The sequence below is a fragment of the Paenibacillus sp. LjRoot153 genome, assembly GCF_964253085.1.
In the GTDB taxonomy this organism is placed as follows: domain Bacteria; phylum Bacillota; class Bacilli; order Paenibacillales; family NBRC-103111; genus Paenibacillus_E.
Map to the genome: position 1 here is coordinate 1357683 of NZ_CAXUQH020000001.1, position 16742 is coordinate 1374424.

General features: G+C 48.5%; 12 protein-coding genes. 10 read left to right on the forward strand and 2 right to left on the reverse strand.

Translation table 11 applies throughout. From position 1 onward, the window contains the following. Positions 1-210: 210 nt before the first annotated feature. The 4 genes from ACSQ8P_RS06005 to ACSQ8P_RS06020 all read left to right on the forward strand — a co-directional run bounded on the left by ACSQ8P_RS06005 (position 211) and on the right by ACSQ8P_RS06020 (position 8668). Positions 211-1101, forward strand: coding sequence for an ABC transporter permease (locus tag ACSQ8P_RS06005; RefSeq protein WP_436234353.1), 891 nt, complete (start codon positions 211-213; stop codon positions 1099-1101). Positions 1102-1116: 15 nt separating this feature from the next. Continuing rightward, a complete protein-coding gene (locus ACSQ8P_RS06010; protein WP_436234354.1) occupies positions 1117-1989 on the forward strand; it encodes a carbohydrate ABC transporter permease in 873 nt (290 codons plus the stop codon). 113 nt (positions 1990-2102) lie between these two features. Next, positions 2103-3773 carry an extracellular solute-binding protein gene (locus ACSQ8P_RS06015; RefSeq protein WP_436234355.1) on the forward strand — a complete coding sequence of 557 codons (1671 nt, stop codon included), beginning with the start codon at positions 2103-2105 and terminating at the stop codon, positions 3771-3773. Between the two features lie 92 nt (positions 3774-3865). Further along, positions 3866-8668, forward strand: a complete 4803-nt coding sequence (locus ACSQ8P_RS06020) for an OmpL47-type beta-barrel domain-containing protein (protein WP_436234356.1) — start codon at positions 3866-3868, stop codon at positions 8666-8668. Between the two features lie 80 nt (positions 8669-8748). Here ACSQ8P_RS06020 and ACSQ8P_RS06025 read toward each other — a convergent pair whose 3' ends face one another. After that, positions 8749-9408, reverse strand: a complete 660-nt coding sequence (locus ACSQ8P_RS06025; protein ID WP_436234357.1) for a TetR/AcrR family transcriptional regulator — start codon at positions 9406-9408, stop codon at positions 8749-8751. Positions 9409-9690: 282 nt separating this feature from the next. Here ACSQ8P_RS06025 and ACSQ8P_RS06030 point away from each other — a divergent pair, with 282 nt between their 5' ends. The 3 genes from ACSQ8P_RS06030 (at position 9691) to ACSQ8P_RS06040 (ending at position 11804) form a co-directional block, all read left to right on the forward strand. Further along, positions 9691-10533, forward strand: coding sequence for an SDR family NAD(P)-dependent oxidoreductase (locus ACSQ8P_RS06030; protein WP_436234358.1), 843 nt, complete (start codon positions 9691-9693; stop codon positions 10531-10533). Continuing rightward, positions 10530-11540: a zinc-dependent alcohol dehydrogenase family protein gene (locus tag ACSQ8P_RS06035; protein ID WP_436234359.1), complete on the forward strand. Its 1011-nt coding sequence runs from the start codon at positions 10530-10532 to the stop codon at positions 11538-11540. Before ACSQ8P_RS06030 ends, ACSQ8P_RS06035 begins: the two co-directional genes overlap by 4 nt. Before the next feature lie 90 nt (positions 11541-11630). After that, positions 11631-11804 carry a hypothetical protein gene (locus tag ACSQ8P_RS06040; protein WP_436234360.1) on the forward strand — a complete coding sequence of 58 codons (174 nt, stop codon included), beginning with the start codon at positions 11631-11633 and terminating at the stop codon, positions 11802-11804. An 88-nt stretch (positions 11805-11892) separates the two neighbouring features. On the opposite strand, the gene ACSQ8P_RS06045 is transcribed toward ACSQ8P_RS06040, so the two are convergent. Next, positions 11893-14604, reverse strand: coding sequence for a LuxR C-terminal-related transcriptional regulator (locus ACSQ8P_RS06045; RefSeq protein ID WP_436234361.1), 2712 nt, complete (start codon positions 14602-14604; stop codon positions 11893-11895). 234 nt (positions 14605-14838) lie between these two features. On the opposite strand from ACSQ8P_RS06045, the gene ACSQ8P_RS06050 reads away from it, so the two are divergent. Genes ACSQ8P_RS06050 through ACSQ8P_RS06060 form a run of 3 tightly spaced genes read left to right on the forward strand, consistent with a single transcriptional unit; the run spans position 14839 to position 16600 of the window. Further along, positions 14839-15150: a hypothetical protein gene (locus ACSQ8P_RS06050; RefSeq protein WP_436234362.1), complete on the forward strand. Its 312-nt coding sequence runs from the start codon at positions 14839-14841 to the stop codon at positions 15148-15150. After that, positions 15147-15887, forward strand: a complete 741-nt coding sequence (locus ACSQ8P_RS06055) for a hypothetical protein (protein WP_436234363.1) — start codon at positions 15147-15149, stop codon at positions 15885-15887. Before ACSQ8P_RS06050 ends, ACSQ8P_RS06055 begins: the two co-directional genes overlap by 4 nt. Next, a complete protein-coding gene (locus ACSQ8P_RS06060) occupies positions 15884-16600 on the forward strand; it encodes a DUF2306 domain-containing protein (RefSeq protein WP_436234364.1) in 717 nt (238 codons plus the stop codon). Before ACSQ8P_RS06055 ends, ACSQ8P_RS06060 begins: the two co-directional genes overlap by 4 nt. Positions 16601-16742: the final 142 nt, after the last annotated feature.

The following is a 16742-nucleotide window of genomic DNA, read 5'->3' on the forward strand; positions in this document are numbered from 1 at the left end:
TTTGTTGATGAATAGGATTTGGATGGCCATAGGATCGGATTCACTGGTGAAAAAGCCAGGGATGACGGTTCTTTTTTTATTTGCGAATATTGTTGATCGAGGGAAAATGAACGATTGTTCTACCTTACCTTTCAGTTGTACAGTTGGATCGCAGACAACTACAAAGAAAGAGGGAACGATATGAAAGCAATAGACCGAAGGGGAATCGACATGAAGAGATTAAGGGAGAATATTCCACTTCTCCTGATGTTCATACCCGTCATTTTATTTTACTTAATTTTCAAATACGTGCCAATGGCTGGACTGATCATTGCTTTTAAAGATTATAACTTTTTTGATGGGGTGTTTCACAGTCCTTGGGTTGGATTTGAACATTTTCAAAAGCTGTTCAATGACGCAAATACATTAAAAATTATCCGAAACACGCTTCTACTTAGCTCTCTAAATATATTCGTGGGATTTCCGTTTCCGATTCTATTAGCTATTCTTTTGAACGAAGTGAGAAAAATGTGGTTCAAGAAGATCGTTCAAACGCTTGTTTATTTACCTTACTTTTATTCATGGATTATTGTCGGTGGGATCGTCTTTAGTATTTTCGGAATCGAAGGAAGCTGGTTAAGTCATTTGATGACCCTTTTTAAGATGGAACCATTTCCATTCTTATACAATATCAAATCATGGATCACCATCTTTGTTGGTGCGGGAATATGGAAGGATATGGGTTTCAGTGCCATCATCTATTTGGCGGCAATGACGACAATTGACCCGTCGCTTTACGAATCAGCAAGTATGGATGGTGCTAATAAGTGGAAACAGATTATTCATATTACGATTCCCGGAATTGCGCCGACCATCATTTTGGTCTTTATTCTTTCTATGGGGCGCGTGATGGAAGTCGGATTCGACCCCATTTACGTCTTGAAAAATGCTGCAGTGAACGACGTTTCGGATGTCATCAGCACGTATATTTATCGCGTTGGACTGCAAGGCGCACAATTTAGCTTAACTACAGCAATGGGCATGTTTGAATCAGTCGTTGCTTTAATTTTGCTGCTCTCTGTCAATTGGATTGCACGTCGCTTTCAGCAGGGGCTATTTTAGAAAGGAGGAATCGAGATGCGTCCATCCAATGGAGATAAAATTTTCTACTTCACGAACTATATCGTATTAGCCTTAATTGCCTGCTCTAGCTTGTTTCCACTTCTTCATTTGATTGCGCTTTCCATTAGTAGTTCATCCGCCATCGAAACCGGGAAAGTAAATCTGTGGCCCATCGGCTTCACCTGGGATACGTTTAATGTTTTGATCAAGGGAACACCGATCATCCGCTCATTCAGCAACAGTGCTGTGATCACGTTCGTAGGTATTACGTTAAGTATGCTCACCACAATTATGGCCGCATATCCCTTATCACGTCCCAACTTTTATGCACGACGCTTCTTTACGCTCTCGATGATCTTTACGATGATCTTTACGGGAGGAATTATCCCTACTTTCCTTGTCATCCAAAGTTTGGGACTGGTTAACTCCTATTGGGCTCTATGGTTACCAGGTTTAGTAAGTACGTATAACATGTTGCTTCTACGCACGTACTTTGAGAACATCCCATCTGAAATTGACGATGCGGCGCGAATGGATGGCTGCAGCGAAGTACGTCTTCTACTTCAAGTTGTATTGCCCATTTCTATGCCTGTTCTCGCGACATTAACGCTTTTTTATGGTGTTGCGTACTGGAATATTTTTTTTAGTATGCTGATTTACATCAACGATACCGATAAGCACAACTTAACCGTGCTCGTACAGCAAATGATTCAAAATCAGAGCGTGCTGCAGCAAACCTTAGTGCAGCCTGACGATCAGGTTCATGTGGTGGAGGAAGGAATTAAAGCTGCAGGCGTGATCGTCCTGATTACCCCGATGTTGGTGGTTTATCCATTTTTGCAAAAATACTTTGTCAAAGGCGTGATGCTTGGTTCCGTGAAAGGTTAAGGCAACATGAATGCGATAAGGAGGTGGTGCTGCAAAGGAGAATCTGGTACCCAAAGATCCGATGAGGTAAGCTTAAGCAAACAAATAATGAATTCAAAAGGGGTTTATCAAACATGAAAAAATGGCTTGCGACATCACTAACGATGGCATTATCGACTTCAATGATTCTAACGGCATGCAGTACGAAACCTACCGTAGAGCCGAGTTCCTCTGCTAATTCAACAACTCCAACAGTATCAACAACTCCAGCCAAGAAAGGGGATATATCCGTATCGGTTTATGACCGTGGAAGTATTCCTGCTGCAGAAGGAACATTAGAAGATAATCGTTGGACAAAATTTATTAATGAAAACGGCCCTGCGAATGTCAAATATGTGCCAATTCCGCGCAACGATGCGGCACAAAAATTCAATGTACTGTTTGCTTCGGGATCGGCGCCTGACATTATTAACGAGTTTGATCCAAATATAGTGAACCCGCTCATCGATCAGAAGCAGCTTATGCCGCTAAACGACCTGATCGACAAGAACAGTGTTGAATACAAGAAGGTTCTTCAGGATTATCCCGCATTGAAGAAAGTCGCGACCAGCCCCGACGGGAAGATGTACAAAATTGGACGGGTGTTGGAATCATTTCCAAGTTATGCGGTCTTTGTCCGTGCAGATTGGTTGAAAAAATTAAATCTGGACGTACCGAAAACGACCGAGGATCTGTATAAAGTAGCAAAAGCATTTGCGGAGCAAGACCCTGACGGCAACGGAAAGAAGGACACATACGGGATGGCATTGAGTTTTCGTTCGGAGTTTGCGATCGATATGATGTTCGGGAACCCTGTTGAGATGTATGGTCTTGTAAACGATCAACCGAGCCGTGCATTTGAAAATGCGAAATTGGCGACGGAGTTCAAAAAACGATTGTTTGACGAGGGGCTAATCGATAAAGACTTCGTAAATGACAAAAATGGAGCAAAGGCCAAACAAGACTATTTGAATGGCAAGCTGGGCATTTTCCCGACTTTTGTAGGAAGTTGGTTCGATTCGACAGTAACGGATATACAAACCTTGAAAAAGACTGTTCCAGATGCCGATGTGATCCCTATCGCACTGCCAAAAAGTCCAGTAGGTGAATTTATTCCGGACGTACAAAGTCCAGTGCAAATGACAACTGCGATTAATGCAAAGACGAAAGATCCGGTTGCGGCGATCAAATACATCGACTTTATCAATCGTGTCTCGACGGGTACCAGCCTCCTTTTCGGATTGGAAGGTACGCATTATAAGAAGGATGCAAACGGATGTCCGCAAATCATCGATCCGAATAAAACTAAAGCAGAAATTAGCTGGGCGGGCGACTATGCGCAATCCTATTCCCGTTTGCTGCTAGGGAAGTGTTCGTTCTTCCAAAATCAATTCAATCCTGACATTCCAGAACAAAAAGCGGGGCTGGATATGTTTAACAAAGCCGAGTCCTTATATCTCGATTCGACTAAAAAATATCGTTTCGTCACCTTGCAAGAGCTGATACCGTCTTTCCCTAAAGATATGCAAACGTCATTTAACACCGTTAAAAAGCAAATTACCGATACGTGGTTGAAAGCAGTCTTAAGCGGAGACAAATATACGGTTGATCAAGCCTTTAAGGACGTTCAGACTTCATGGGATAAAGCGGGCGGCAAACAAATGGACGACTTCATAATCGAGTGGTATAAAACCAGTAAGGACAGCAGTTTCATGATGAAAGATTTATGGGAGACCGTTGCCAAACAAGCGCAAATGAAGAAGTAAGCAACGCGTATTTAACAAAGGATGGGGGCCGTTATACGAATCTGCGGTCCTCAGATTTACTTTATCCATGCATGAATACGAGGAGGGGAATTATGAGGAAATATAAGAATTTTGTTTGTGTTTTGGGGCTATTATTTTTTATGGTAATTGGAGCACGTGCCGCACATGCAGCGGTTATACAGCAGTTGCCTGTCTCGAACCCAGGATTTGAAACGCTGACCGTAACGAACGGTATCAACAGTCCGAAAGATTGGAAGACGTGGTGGTGGAGCGGGCCCGTAAACAATCCGTCGATTTCGGCAGCAAGTTATACGGAGGATGAAAAAAGCGGCGGTCAACGCTCTGTATTTATAGGCAGTGTCAGCACGGGATATGCCGGGTGGGTATCGAATCCCATAACGCTTCCTTCGGATATGATGTCGTTTCGAATTTCTGCCAAACTGAAGACATCCCAAGATTATGCGGGAAACAAACCACGCTTCTGGGTTTCGTTCCAGAACAACGGGACCTTTTTAGGCTCTTACACGACGGATCAGACGGAGGGGGTGTCACTTGGAGATTGGACGGAAGTTTCCTTTACCGTCGATCGAAGTCAATTTCCGGCAGGCACCAACACGCTTGTATTGAATCTGTCGACAACCAGTATCAATTCGGTGACACCAGTAAGCGGCAAAATTTACTACGATGATGTGAAGGTGGAAGCGTCGGAAGAACCGATCCCTGTTGTACAGCAACTACCTGTTTCGAATCCGAGCTTCGAGACATTGACCGTGACGAATGGCGTTAGCAGTCCAAAAGATTGGAAAACGTGGTGGTGGAACGGATCAGCAAACAATCCGCCAGTTTCGGCAGCGAATTATACAGAGAATGAAAAAAGCAGCGGTCTGCGCTCGGTGTTTATAGGCAGTGTCAGCAGTGGATATGCGGGGTGGGTTTCGAGTCCCATAACGCTCCCATCGAATATGACATCGTTTCGAATAACAGCCAAGCTGAAGGCATCGCCAGATTATTTGGGGAATAAACCGCGGTTTTGGGTTTCGTTCCAGAACAATGGGACGTTCTTAGGCTCCTACACGACGGATAAGACGGATGGTTTGTCCCTTGCGGATTGGACAGAGGTGTCGTTTACCGTTGATCGAAGCCAATTTCCGGCCGGGACCAACACGCTTGTGCTGAATTTGACGACTACCAGCATAAATGCTGCGACACCAGCAAGCGGAAAACTATACTACGATGATGTGAAAGCGGAAGCGTCGAATCAATCGCTGGGACCGGTTGTTTTTACGTTGAAAAGCAATAAATTTGCTAGCTGGTGGAATCTGGGGGACCCCGTAGTGTATCAATTGAACGCCGGAGCAGTAGCGAGTTCCGTTAATACCATTATTGGTAGCGCTTACAATTCTGACAATGAATTGGTAGCACAAGTGCCTGTATCGAGACAGACATTTCTCGATACAGGCTGGAGCTGGACGCCTCCAGAGCCGGGGTATTACGAAATTGCTTTTGCGTATCAACAGAACGGTTCTACGGATTTAACTGACCTACCCATCAAATATACGTATTCACAGACGGATCTTACTACGTTTTCACGTGAGCGATATTCATTGGTAGTAAGTCAGGGTCCAACAAAACCAGTATCGCAAAGATGGCCGACGATGGGCTTTAGCTATCAGCTTTCGGAAGGTGAGAATGCTATGAAACTGGCTGATTTAGTGGGATTTCGCTTTGCGCGAATTCACGCAGTGCCATGGGGATCGCAGTTCCGCGATACGAGCTGGGCGATTGAACCGTCACGCGGTGTTTATGAGTGGTCGAGATTCGATGACCAAATCAACAAGCTGTCAAGTTACGGCTTTGATATGATTGGAAATCTGTTATACACGCCGCAGTGGGCATCACCGCATCCGGAGCAAACGCAGGCGAATATTAGTGTGCCGGCCTATTCTGCTTATGCTCCTGTGGATATGAAGGACTGGGAAGATTTTGTTCGTGCCGTCGTTACTCGATACGATACTCGGATTAAGACGTGGGAGGTATGGAATGAGCCAAACTTGCCGGGGTTGAGCGTTTTTTGGCTGGATTCGACTGAACGTTTCGTTGAGCTGTTGAAAACTGCGTATCAGACAATTAAAGAGGAGCAGCCGGATTCAGATGTATGGATTGGCGGACTTGCAGGACGCAACTATTTGTCATTTTATAAAGAGCTGCTCAGCTTGGGCGGAGCTTCCTATTTTGATAAGCTCTCGCTGCATGGTTACCTGCCAGATCCTCGCGAATTCCAGCGTATTGATCAGGCTTTTGGGATCGCATCCAAGCCGTGGGCCGATTCGGAGAGTCATGCGATTCTGGTCAATTCCAATTCAGTAACAGGCACAGTGCCTACGGAATCTGAGATCGCCAAGCGCATGATTGTTGACTTCCTGTCGCAGCTCAAATGGGGAACGCAAAAAATTGCCCTATTTCATATGCTGAATTTATCGGAGATGGAAACGTTATCTTATGCAAAGAGCACCGGTACTGTTACGCATGCATCGGGTTTATTCCGCTCTAAGCCGCGAGTGGAGCCGAGACTCGCAGCGTCAGTAGCCCATCATTTTCTCGATCTTGCTGGCCAATCGCTCGTTTATAAAGGGGAGTATGTTCTCGAGGGAGGACAAAAAGCAGTTGTACTTGACAATGACGGAGCCCGGCTCATAGGGTTGTGGTCTGACGCATCTTCAGAAGCTCCGATCGATTCGCGTCTAGCGGCTGCATTCACGGGTGAGACTTTCGTTACGGACTGGGAGGGGAAAGTGCAAAGTGCCAATAACCTACTTAGCGTACATCCTGGCAAGGTTTATTGGATAAGTAATGCGGATAGCGCAGCATTAGCGCTACTACCGATCTCAGAGCCGTTTTTGATCTCGGATTTCGACCGTAATACGAATCAAATCGATGTCCCTGAGTCGAAGGGAACTAGCGGAGAACTGTTCAATCCTGCCACATTAGAAGTCGCTGACGATGCTGTATGGACTACCGATAATTGGGCGTATAAAGCAGCTGCCCAGTCGACGAAACCAGCGGATTTTGACGCTTCGTTTGCGGCGGGGTATTCAGAAAGCGGGCTAGACCTGATCGTTCGTGTGAAGGATGGGACATTTGTTCAGGATAATCCACTCGGAAGCTACTGGAAAGGTGACAGTGTACAGTTCGCGATTGACACATTCGGACAGGGATTTACGGGAGATCAAGTGGAATTCCAGGCAGCACTGACACCGCAGGGCTCAGTGCTATATAAACAATCGGTTCCTTATGTTGGCGGCAATTTACCAACCAATTGGACACCGGGCAACAGCGTAGCACAGTACGCGTCCCTCAAGGTAGATCAAACAGTCCCCAATGAAACGACTTATTATATCCATGTGAATTCTTCTGAATTGTATCCTTATGTACATGATCCGAAAAGTCCACTTCGACTGTCTGTGCTGGTCAACGACAATAACGGCAGCGGTCGGCTTGGATGGCTTGAGTGGAGTAGCGGGATTGGCAGTGATAAAAATCCGGCGAAATATGGGAAAGTGTGGATGTTGAATGGGCTAGTTGTTGAAGCAGCTCAAACGAGTATGACGGAGGGAGAAACACAGACTCTGGGTGCCCATGGACTGACGGCAAGCGGGTTTATAGATGTATCTGGCAAAGCTGTTTGGCATTCATCTGATCCATCAAGCGTAACTGTGGATACTTATGGCACAGTAAAGGCGATTGGGGAAGGCAACGCGATTATTCAAGCATCATACGGTCCCTTTGTCGGCAGCATAGCGGTAACGGTAACGGCAGATAAAACGCCACCCCTTACGAGTGCGGCCGTCTCACCTGGCCAACCGGATGGACAAAATGGCTGGTACGTGAGTCCAGTTACAGTAGGCCTCTCCGCGGTCTACAATTTGTCAGAGGTAGCGAAAACAGAATACAGTCTCGATGGAGGAATAACATGGCAGTTATATTCAGCGCCGGTTACCTTTGAACAAGATGGCAATTATACCATAAGCTATCGCTCGACAAACCAAACAGGCAATGAAGAGGTTGCGAAAACGATCAGTTTTAAGATTGACAAGACTGCACCGACCGCAACTTTTGCATACAGCCAAGTAACGCCCACAACACAAGAAGTTGTCGCAACGATGACACCGAGTGAACCGGTAACGATCACGAACAACGGGGGTTTAAGCAGCACTACGTTCTACTTTAATAGCAGTTCTACCTTTGAAATTGTCGATGCAGCAGGAAATCATGGCACGGTAATGGCGATTGTGAACAATATCGTATCGAAGAGTAAAGCCATACCGGGTGTGCCGATCCTTTCAGATGACAATGGGTACGATACAGGTCTTCAAGACGGTAATTACAATGTTACGATGAACATGTGGCACGGAGACAATGGTAGAATTTACAAGCTTTACGAGAATGATGTTTTAATCGATACGAAAATCCTTACAGACAATTCACCAAACGCACAAACGGTAGTAACCGCAGTTTACGCCAATAAGAATGGGACTTATCGTTACATTGCGGAGCTTACCAATGCGTTCGGCACAACGACGAGCAGTACGCACGTTGTAACAGTCACGAAAGCAGCGCCGAACAAACCAGTTCTATCCAACGATAACTGGGATGGTGACGGAAATTTCAAAGTCAGCATGAACATGTGGTGGGGAACCAATGGCGGGGTGTATCATTTATATGAGAACGATGTTCATATCTATACGCACGCACTGACGAATCATACTCCGTATGCCCAAGCGGAAGTAACGACCGTAACGAATAAAGCAATTGGCACCTATCAGTATCGTGGTGAGCTCGTCAACTATGCCGGAGCCACATCCAGTGATACGATGATTGTAAAAGTAACTAAGTAAGCTTGGTATAGGAAAACTAAAAAACGGAGATCGCGTAGTATCTGCGGCTCCGTTTTTTAATGATTTCGTCTTTTGTCATTTTAGGTGCTATGATCCGGTAACAATGAGCTGACAATCAAAGATAACGTTTGCTTATATACCGCATAGGCTGCTTGTACATCTCCCAAGTGCCCACCCATGTACAGATGTATAGCCCCGTGGAGCGAGGCCCAGCATATACGCACAACAGATTCGGCATCATAATGGGCTGGAATCAGTCCTTGCTCTTGCGCTTTGCTAATCGCCATCACAAATTGCCTCATGGCCGTTAAGGTGCCATGCATGCTTTCTTCATCCGGTTTGAAATCGGCAAAGGCTCCTCCGAACATCAATTTATAATAGCCGGAGTAATGCTGCCCGAATTGCCAAAAGGCTTCGCCTAAATTCAGTAAGTGCTGTACGGGATCATTCGTCTGCGGCGTCCCCTCGAATTCGTAAGCAAGAAGCTTACAACCTTCCAAATACAACTGCTGTGCCAAACCCTCTTTATTGACAAACAAGCTATAAATAATCTTTGTAGAGCAATCCATTTCCTGGGCTACTCGGCGTACCGTAACGGCTTCCGGGCCCTCTTCTTGCAGAAGCGTTGCCGCCACATCAACAACCAGTTTGCGGAGATTTTCATTATTTTGCAAGCGAGCTTCTTTGTAGGTTTTCAAAATTCGTGTGTTCGTATTGGAAGGGATATCTTGGTCGCTCATAATCATCACCTTAGGTTCTCGTGTTTTTGTCAGGAAACAAAGTTTCTGACTCTCTTATCAGAAATTCTAAACAGTTGTTAGAGAGATGTCAATGAGATCGAGAATGTGGGAAAGCGCATGTTGACTTTCTTAAAAAGGAAAGTTACAATGAATCTCAATAGAAACATTGTTACCAAAAAGAAATGTTTATTCTTAACTTCCCTTGGGAATTTGGGGTGCTTCTGACTAATTGGTAACGTTGTTTCATAATTATGACGTAGTAACTAAAAGGAGAGTAGAGTTATGACAATTCAGGGGAAATGGGCGCTTGTCACGGGAGCTTCTTCCGGTATTGGAGAACAATTCGCTAGACAACTGGCCAAACAAGGCAGCCACTTGGTACTCGTGGCTCGATCAACAAGTAAGCTTGAGAGCCTGGCAGATGAGCTTAGAAAGATGTATGGCATCAAAGCCGAGGTTATCTCTATGGATCTTGCGAAAGAGGGCGCACCGAGCGAGTTATATCGGCAATGTGAACTTTTGAAAGTGGATATCGAACTGCTAATCAATAATGCTGGCTTTGCTACACATGGTTTGTTCGAGCAAGTGTCAGGTGAGCGTCAACATGAAGAAGTTATGCTCAATGTCGCTGCTGTTGTAGATATGACGCACTTGTTCTTGCCAAACATGTTGCGCAAAAACTCAGGAGCAGTTATTAATGTGGCTTCAACGGCAGGATTTCAACCGCTTCCCTTTATGGCCGTATATGGGGCGACGAAAGCTTTTGTCTTGTCGTTTACACAAGCATTATGGTGGGAAAACCGCAAACGCGGCATCAAATTTTTCGCGCTTTGCCCCGGTTCGACGGACACCAGTTTCTTTCATGTGGTAGGAGCGGAAGAAGCATCCGTCGGAAAAAAAGATACGCCGGAAAGAGTCGTAGAGGTTGCGCTTCGCGCGTTGAAGGAAGGGAAAATATACGTCGTTCCGGGTGTGCAGAATTATATCGGGGCGCAGTTATCGCGATTCATAACACGCAAGCAAGGTCTTCGACTTGTTGGAGGCATGCTTCGTCCGCGTGAGGGATCTGGCAGTAATAAGAATCCGGGTAATCAATCTGATCTTGCAGGGAGGGCAATTCGATGAAAGCAATACAACTGACAAGTGGCTTCGGCTTTGAGGAACTGACTTTGGTGGAACTCGACATACCAACGCCGGGTCCGCAAGAAGTGCTGATCCGCATGAAGGCAGCTTCTCTCAATTACCGGGATCTAGTGATCCTCAGCGGATTAATGCCGATTGAAATCAAATTCCCCTTTATTCCATTATCAGACGGAACGGGAGAAATTGTAGCCGTTGGCCAAGGAGTAACAAGGTTTCAGGTCGGACACCGAGTAGCGGGTAATTTGCAACAGCGATTTATTGCCGGCAACCCAAGACCGGGGGTATTAGAAGACAGTCTGGGAGGTCCGCTGAACGGAGTAGCGGCTGAGTACGTCGTTCTCCATGAAGACGGAATCGTGCCTATTCCCGATCACCTCTCTTATGAGGAGGCCGCCACCTTGCCGATCGCAGCATTGACCGCATGGAGCATGCTAATCGAATACGGTGGTTTGCAAGCGGGGGATACCGTGCTGTTGCAAGGAACAGGCGGTGTTTCCATCTTCGGGCTTCAATTCGCTCTGATGGCTGGAGCACGAACCATCATTACATCGAGCAGCAACGCCAAGCTGGAACAAGCAAAGGCTCTCGGTGCATGGCAAACGATCAACTATTCGACAGTTCCCGATTGGGATAAGGCAGCGTTAGAGCTGACTGGCGGCGTCGATCACGTTCTGGATGTTGGAGGAGCGGCTACGATGGGGAAATCCATAAATGCGCTTCGCATTGGAGGGACTTTGAGTATGGTCGGGTTCTTATCGGGCTTGACCATTCCGGATTACGATGTCACCGGCATCTTGCAGAAAGCCGCAACTGTTCGCGGTAGTCAAGTCGGCAATCGGGATCACTTTGAAAAGATGAATCGAGCGATTGCCCATCATCGTTTACATCCCGTCATCGACCGTGTATTCCCTTTGGATCAAATTGGAGAAGCATTCGCGCTCATGGCTGAAGGAAAGCAATATTTCGGTAAAATCGTAGTCCAAATTTAAATCTCACATAAAAGACACAGGAGGCACTTTAATGCCAAATACACAAGTTCGCTGAGTTAAATCTACTGAAAACGTGAATCGCCCTAAAAAATGACTAATGGCGGAGAGCATATCACAAAGGAAGTCAACAAGTGGTCATCCTTCCCGTATCGGGTCCAGTCATCAATTTCAGGCAAAGCTCCTGGCATTTATCAATATCGCGGTGAGTTTATGAATGGAAATGGAACAACGGTAAGTGATGTTATACAAATTATTGTAAAGTAACCCAAAGAGCTGAGTGGATGAGAACGATCCATTCGGCTCTTTTATTTATTGGAATTTGGTATTGAATTATGCAGCGTGCGCTGAACCCCTAGAACAAATCGAGTTCCTCAGCACGGCGGACTGCTGCCCGACGGTTGTTCACCTCAAGCTTCTCGTAAATGTTCTTGGTGTGGGTCCGAAGGGTGTTCAGGGACACCATGAGTTCACGGGCAATGTCCGGGCCACTCAAGTCGGTTCCGAGCAGTCGAAGCACGTCACGTTCACGTTCGCTGAGTGGCTCAGTCAAACTCTGTTTGACAGATGCTCTGCTCTCAGCTTTGCCAAAGGCTGACAAGAGGTGACGGACATAGCTCAGAGCGATCCCCTGTTTCAAGGCCGCTTCCAGCAGGGCCGCTATGGGTTTACCTTCGTCCACAAAGGTGCGGATGTAGCCCTCTGGTTCAGCCAGGGTCAGGGCGCGTTCCAGCGGCATAAGCGCAGCAGGGATATCGCCTAGCACATGGTAAGCAAGTGCCTGCAAGACCAGAATTTCGATCGCACTTCCCGTCCTCCCGCCTTCTTCTGCTGCTTGGCGGAGTCGCTCCAGGAATCTCATAACCTCAAGCAAGGAGCGGTCTGTGCGGTCGCACTTATACTGGGTTAGGAGCACCCTGGCCAGAGTGATGTGCTCGAATTCGCGCAGGTAGCTTAGGTCATCCCGGGCGGACAAGCCATGCTCCTGTGCCCAGTCGAGGGCTTCACCCAACCTCCCCTGAACGACCCACACCCGTGCCTTTAATGCCGCAATAGGACGCACATTTGGGAAAAAGTCACTCACATATAGAAGCTCTGCCTCGTGGAGCAGGTCGAGTGCACCGTCCAGATTTCCTTGAGCCTGCTGTATTCGAGCCATTGCGACGCGCCAGCGATACCGGTTTTGCGGGAACCCGGTGTGTTCGCCCTGCTCCTTGCTTCTCAGCAGGTGCTGCGTGGCAGCATGCAGATCGTTATGTTCACGGTAGAGCTCACTCATTCCCACGTACATGTCTGCCGTTCCCCGGAGTGCAGGCTCGCCTTGCTCTTTTGCAAGCTGCAATCCCCGTTCATAGGTGCGTATCGCTTGGCGGAGTCGACCTTGCGCAATCCGTATATCAGCCAGAGCGATTGAGCCCCCGATTGCGTCAGAGATGCTCCCGACTTGCTTCACAGTAGCCATGCCATCGGCAAACATCCGGTGCGCTGACTCAAGATCCCCGCCCGTCCAGGATGCGAGTCCCAGGATCGCAACTGCTGATCCGCGCCGGATATGGTCGTCCTCAGGTGCGAGGTCGAGCACCCGCCGGGCGTATTTCATAGTGGAGGATACATCACCCAGCGCTTGGGCATATGCGGCACGGAACAAGGCAATCGAACCTGGGAGACGGCGAAATTCCTCTTCGTCCACGACGACCATCTCAGCCAATGGGACTTCCGGTCGCTCATGTATCTCTGTTGTCGTCCCCAGCCACCGTTCGGCGTCTTGCAGTCGGTTCTCGACAGTCTCCAACTCGCCACAAACCAGTAACGCCCAGACATACTGGACACTGAGCACTGGCCTGCAGTGAACCAGCTCTTCGGGGAGCGCCTTCAGCCAGCCCAACACGACAGTTTCCTGTCTACTCCTTTGCATGGTTGGCCATGCCAGCTCAATTAGGTCCGCTGCTCGTGCGAAATCCTCGGCGGCTAGCGCGTGGCGAATCGTATCAGCCGCTGAGCCATGCTGTTCGTACCACATGCTCGCGCGCCGATGCAGCGTAGCTACCTCATCGGGCCGGTCCGCCCTCAAATGCACAGAGAGAACCTCGGCAAAGAGGTGATGATAGCGATACCAGTGACGTCTGTCATCCAGTGGAATAATAAAGAAGTTGCCTCGCTCAAGGACCTCGAGCCGTGCGTTGCTTTCCTCCTGACCGGTGACGGCATCGCACAGTGAGCCATGCAATCGATCGAGAATGGAAGTCTGAAGTAAAAAGTTCCGGACATGGTCGGGCTGACGCTGCAGGACCTCTTCGACCAAATAGTCCACAATGTACCGATTGTCTCCAGCGAATGCACGAATGAACGCAGGAATGTCCTCGCGCCCCTGCATCGAGAGTGCAGCCAGCTGCAGCCCCGTAATCCATCCTTCGGTACGAGTCTCCAGCGCAGTAATTTCGTCTGCCGAGAGCCTCAGGCCCATCAGCTGGTTGAGGAACATGGCTGCTTCGCCTGAAGTAAAGCGCAGGTCGGTGGCACGCAACTCGGTCAGGCTGCCACGAGCGCGTAACCGGCCCAGTGGAAGCTGTGGATTTTCACGGGTGGCGATGGCAAGGTGCATCTGTGGCGGGAGGTGTTCAAGTAGGAAGATAAGGACATCGTTGATCGGTTTGGCACCAATCACATGGTAGTCGTCAAGGACGAGGATGAATTTGAAAGGGAGGGCTGAGATATCATTAAGAAGGCTCGTTAAAATCGATTCTGTTGAGGGTAGCTGTGAGGATTTGAGCGCACTAACGATGACTTCTCCAATATTCTCCGCAATCGTCTGCAGAGCAGCGACAAGGTGAGTCAAGAAGCGTGTAGAGTCGTTATCTCCTTCGTCCAGTGACAGCCATGCGACAGGACGATCACAACCAACGACCCATTCGCTGATCAGTGTAGTTTTGCCAAAGCCAGCGGAGGCAGAGATTAGGGTAAGTTTGCGGTCCAGACCTTCATTTAGCCGTTCGATTAAGCGCGAGCGGACAACGGAAGAGCGAGTGGGAGGAATATATAGTTTAGTCGCTAAAATTGGAATGTTCATAAGTTAAATATAACACTGAACCACAGTTTTGAGAACGTATGAAGTAATTTCGCAAAAGCAGTTTGTGCGCAGAAATAGCTCATGTAATGACAGCCTCCTGATGTATAAATCACCAGAACAATCACCACATGTGGTGATGCCTCATCACCAAGTGAACGTGTATTCTAATGAAGTAAGGAAGGCATGCAACGACATGGAGATACATCCACAGGAGGAACATGAAGGAGGTGCGGAATGAGTGAAACACACGTATCAACAGAGGGCAGTCTTGAGCCTCGACAGTACGAAATTCGGCTCAAGGGATGCCTAGATGCCCGTTGGGCAGACCAGTTTGAGGGCATGAGCCTCACCCACGAAAGCGACGGAACGACCATTCTCTTTGGCCCAGTGGCCGATCAGGCCGCATTACATGGCTTGCTGAGGAAAGTACGTGATCTCGTCCTGCCATTGATCTCGGTCATTCAGATTGATCCCAAACAGGCGAGTGGGCTAGATTTCAACACCGACACAAATCACAATCGTTCGAAAAAGGAGAGAAACACATGAATTCCAATCGTAGAACCGCAGTTATTGAAGGAAACAATCAGGAGAGCAAAATGAAGATAACAAACTCGAGCCTCATCCGTTGGGCAGGTCTATCTGCTATGGTAGCAGGGATATTTTACGTGGTTGTTGGAATATTCCATCAACCTAACATTCTTTCGTCAGTCACCACCACGCAATGGGCAATAGTCCACGCCTTGGCAACCGCCATGTGCTTCTTCTTCCTGCTCGGCATTACGGGTCTCTACGCCAGGCAAGTGAAAGAGGCAGGGTGGCTTGGTCTGGCCGGCTTTCTCCTGTTTAGCCTCAATTGGGTGCTCACAGCGCCCTTTACCATGGCCGAATTCACGATCTTGCCGCTGTTGGCGACGGAGGCACCGACGCTTGCGGAGGGCTTCATAGGGATCTTCACCAGCTCCGCCGGCGAGACGAACTTCGGACTCCTCGCAAATCTATGGACGCTCACGGCGCCCTTGTATATCCTCGGCGGCTTGCTATTTGGCATCGCGACATTCCGTGCCAGGATCCTTCCACGCTTAGCGGCTGGTCTGCTTGCCGTCGGGTGCGTGTTGGCCCCCGTGGCTGCGCTGCTTCCGCCCGAGCACGAGCCGAAAGTTGCGGTGCCGGTGGGGGTAGCTTTGGCCTGGCTGGGCTATGCCCTCTGGTCGGAAAGGCGCGAGCAAGTCTCGGAACCCGTCCCAAGCCCAAGCCCCAAGCTCCGTCAAACTGCAGCCAAGTGAATGTCACCGATAAAGTCAGAGCCCCCGATGTGCCTCAACACAATGAGTTAGGGAAACCTGAGTCTCAAAAAAACAAAACACCGACCAAACCCTTTTCGGCAGGGTGGCTTGTCGCCGTACTGCTCTTACTAAGCGTCATTCCGCTCACTTTCGGCGCGATTCGTCTAACCGAGCTGGCTGGTGGCACGGAAATCACCTCAGCCAACGCACGGTTTTTTGCGGCGCCCCTGCCGGTGGTTCTTCATATCGTGAGCGCTAGTGTTTATGCTGTCCTGGGCGCGTTCCAGTTCGCAACTGGTTTCCGGCGGCGCAGGCCCGGCTGGCACCGTGCTGCCGGACGGTTATTGGTTCTATGCGGACTAATAGTTGGGCTTTCAGGACTGTGGATGACCCTGTTTTATCCACGCCCAGATGGCACCGGTGAGCTGCTTTATGCATTGCGGCTCCTATTCGGGTCGGCCATGGTCGTGTCCATGCTCCTCGGCTTCACCACGATCCGGCGAGGAGATGTGATCCGGCACCGCGCTTGGATGATACGCGGCTATGCTATTGGGCTTGGGGCTGGTACGCAAGTGCTGACCCTATTGGCCGGGGAATTGATTATCGGTCCGCCGAGTGAGCTCAGTGAAGCGCTGCTGATGGGCGCGGGCTGGGTGATTAACCTAGCAGTGGCCGAATGGGCTATCCGCAAACAGTTGAGAGGTTTCAGTTAATTGCAGGCATCGATGGGCTCAGGGGTTTGATCTTCCTATACGCTATAAAAAATGAGAAATCCGTAACCATTGAGGTTGCGGATTTTTCATCTTAATCCTACTGCTCCTACCGATTGTAATAGCGTCCCTTTGCTTCTTTTCC

Excerpts from the sequence above, each read along its gene's own strand:
- ACSQ8P_RS06050 (WP_436234362.1), top strand. The coding sequence starts at position 14,839 with ATGAGTGAAACACACGTATCAACAGAGGGCAGTCTTGAGCCTCGACAG.
- ACSQ8P_RS06055 (WP_436234363.1), top strand. The coding sequence starts at position 15,147 with ATGAATTCCAATCGTAGAACCGCAGTTATTGAAGGAAACAATCAGGAG.
- ACSQ8P_RS06010 (WP_436234354.1), top strand. The coding sequence starts at position 1,117 with ATGCGTCCATCCAATGGAGATAAAATTTTCTACTTCACGAACTATATC.
- ACSQ8P_RS06030 (WP_436234358.1), top strand. The coding sequence starts at position 9,691 with ATGACAATTCAGGGGAAATGGGCGCTTGTCACGGGAGCTTCTTCCGGT.
- ACSQ8P_RS06045 (WP_436234361.1), bottom strand. The coding sequence starts at position 14,604 with ATGAACATTCCAATTTTAGCGACTAAACTATATATTCCTCCCACTCGC.
- ACSQ8P_RS06025 (WP_436234357.1), bottom strand. The coding sequence starts at position 9,408 with ATGAGCGACCAAGATATCCCTTCCAATACGAACACACGAATTTTGAAA.
- ACSQ8P_RS06040 (WP_436234360.1), top strand. The coding sequence starts at position 11,631 with ATGACTAATGGCGGAGAGCATATCACAAAGGAAGTCAACAAGTGGTCA.
- ACSQ8P_RS06035 (WP_436234359.1), top strand. The coding sequence starts at position 10,530 with ATGAAAGCAATACAACTGACAAGTGGCTTCGGCTTTGAGGAACTGACT.
- ACSQ8P_RS06005 (WP_436234353.1), top strand. The coding sequence starts at position 211 with ATGAAGAGATTAAGGGAGAATATTCCACTTCTCCTGATGTTCATACCC.
- ACSQ8P_RS06020 (WP_436234356.1), top strand. The coding sequence starts at position 3,866 with ATGAGGAAATATAAGAATTTTGTTTGTGTTTTGGGGCTATTATTTTTT.
- ACSQ8P_RS06015 (WP_436234355.1), top strand. The coding sequence starts at position 2,103 with ATGAAAAAATGGCTTGCGACATCACTAACGATGGCATTATCGACTTCA.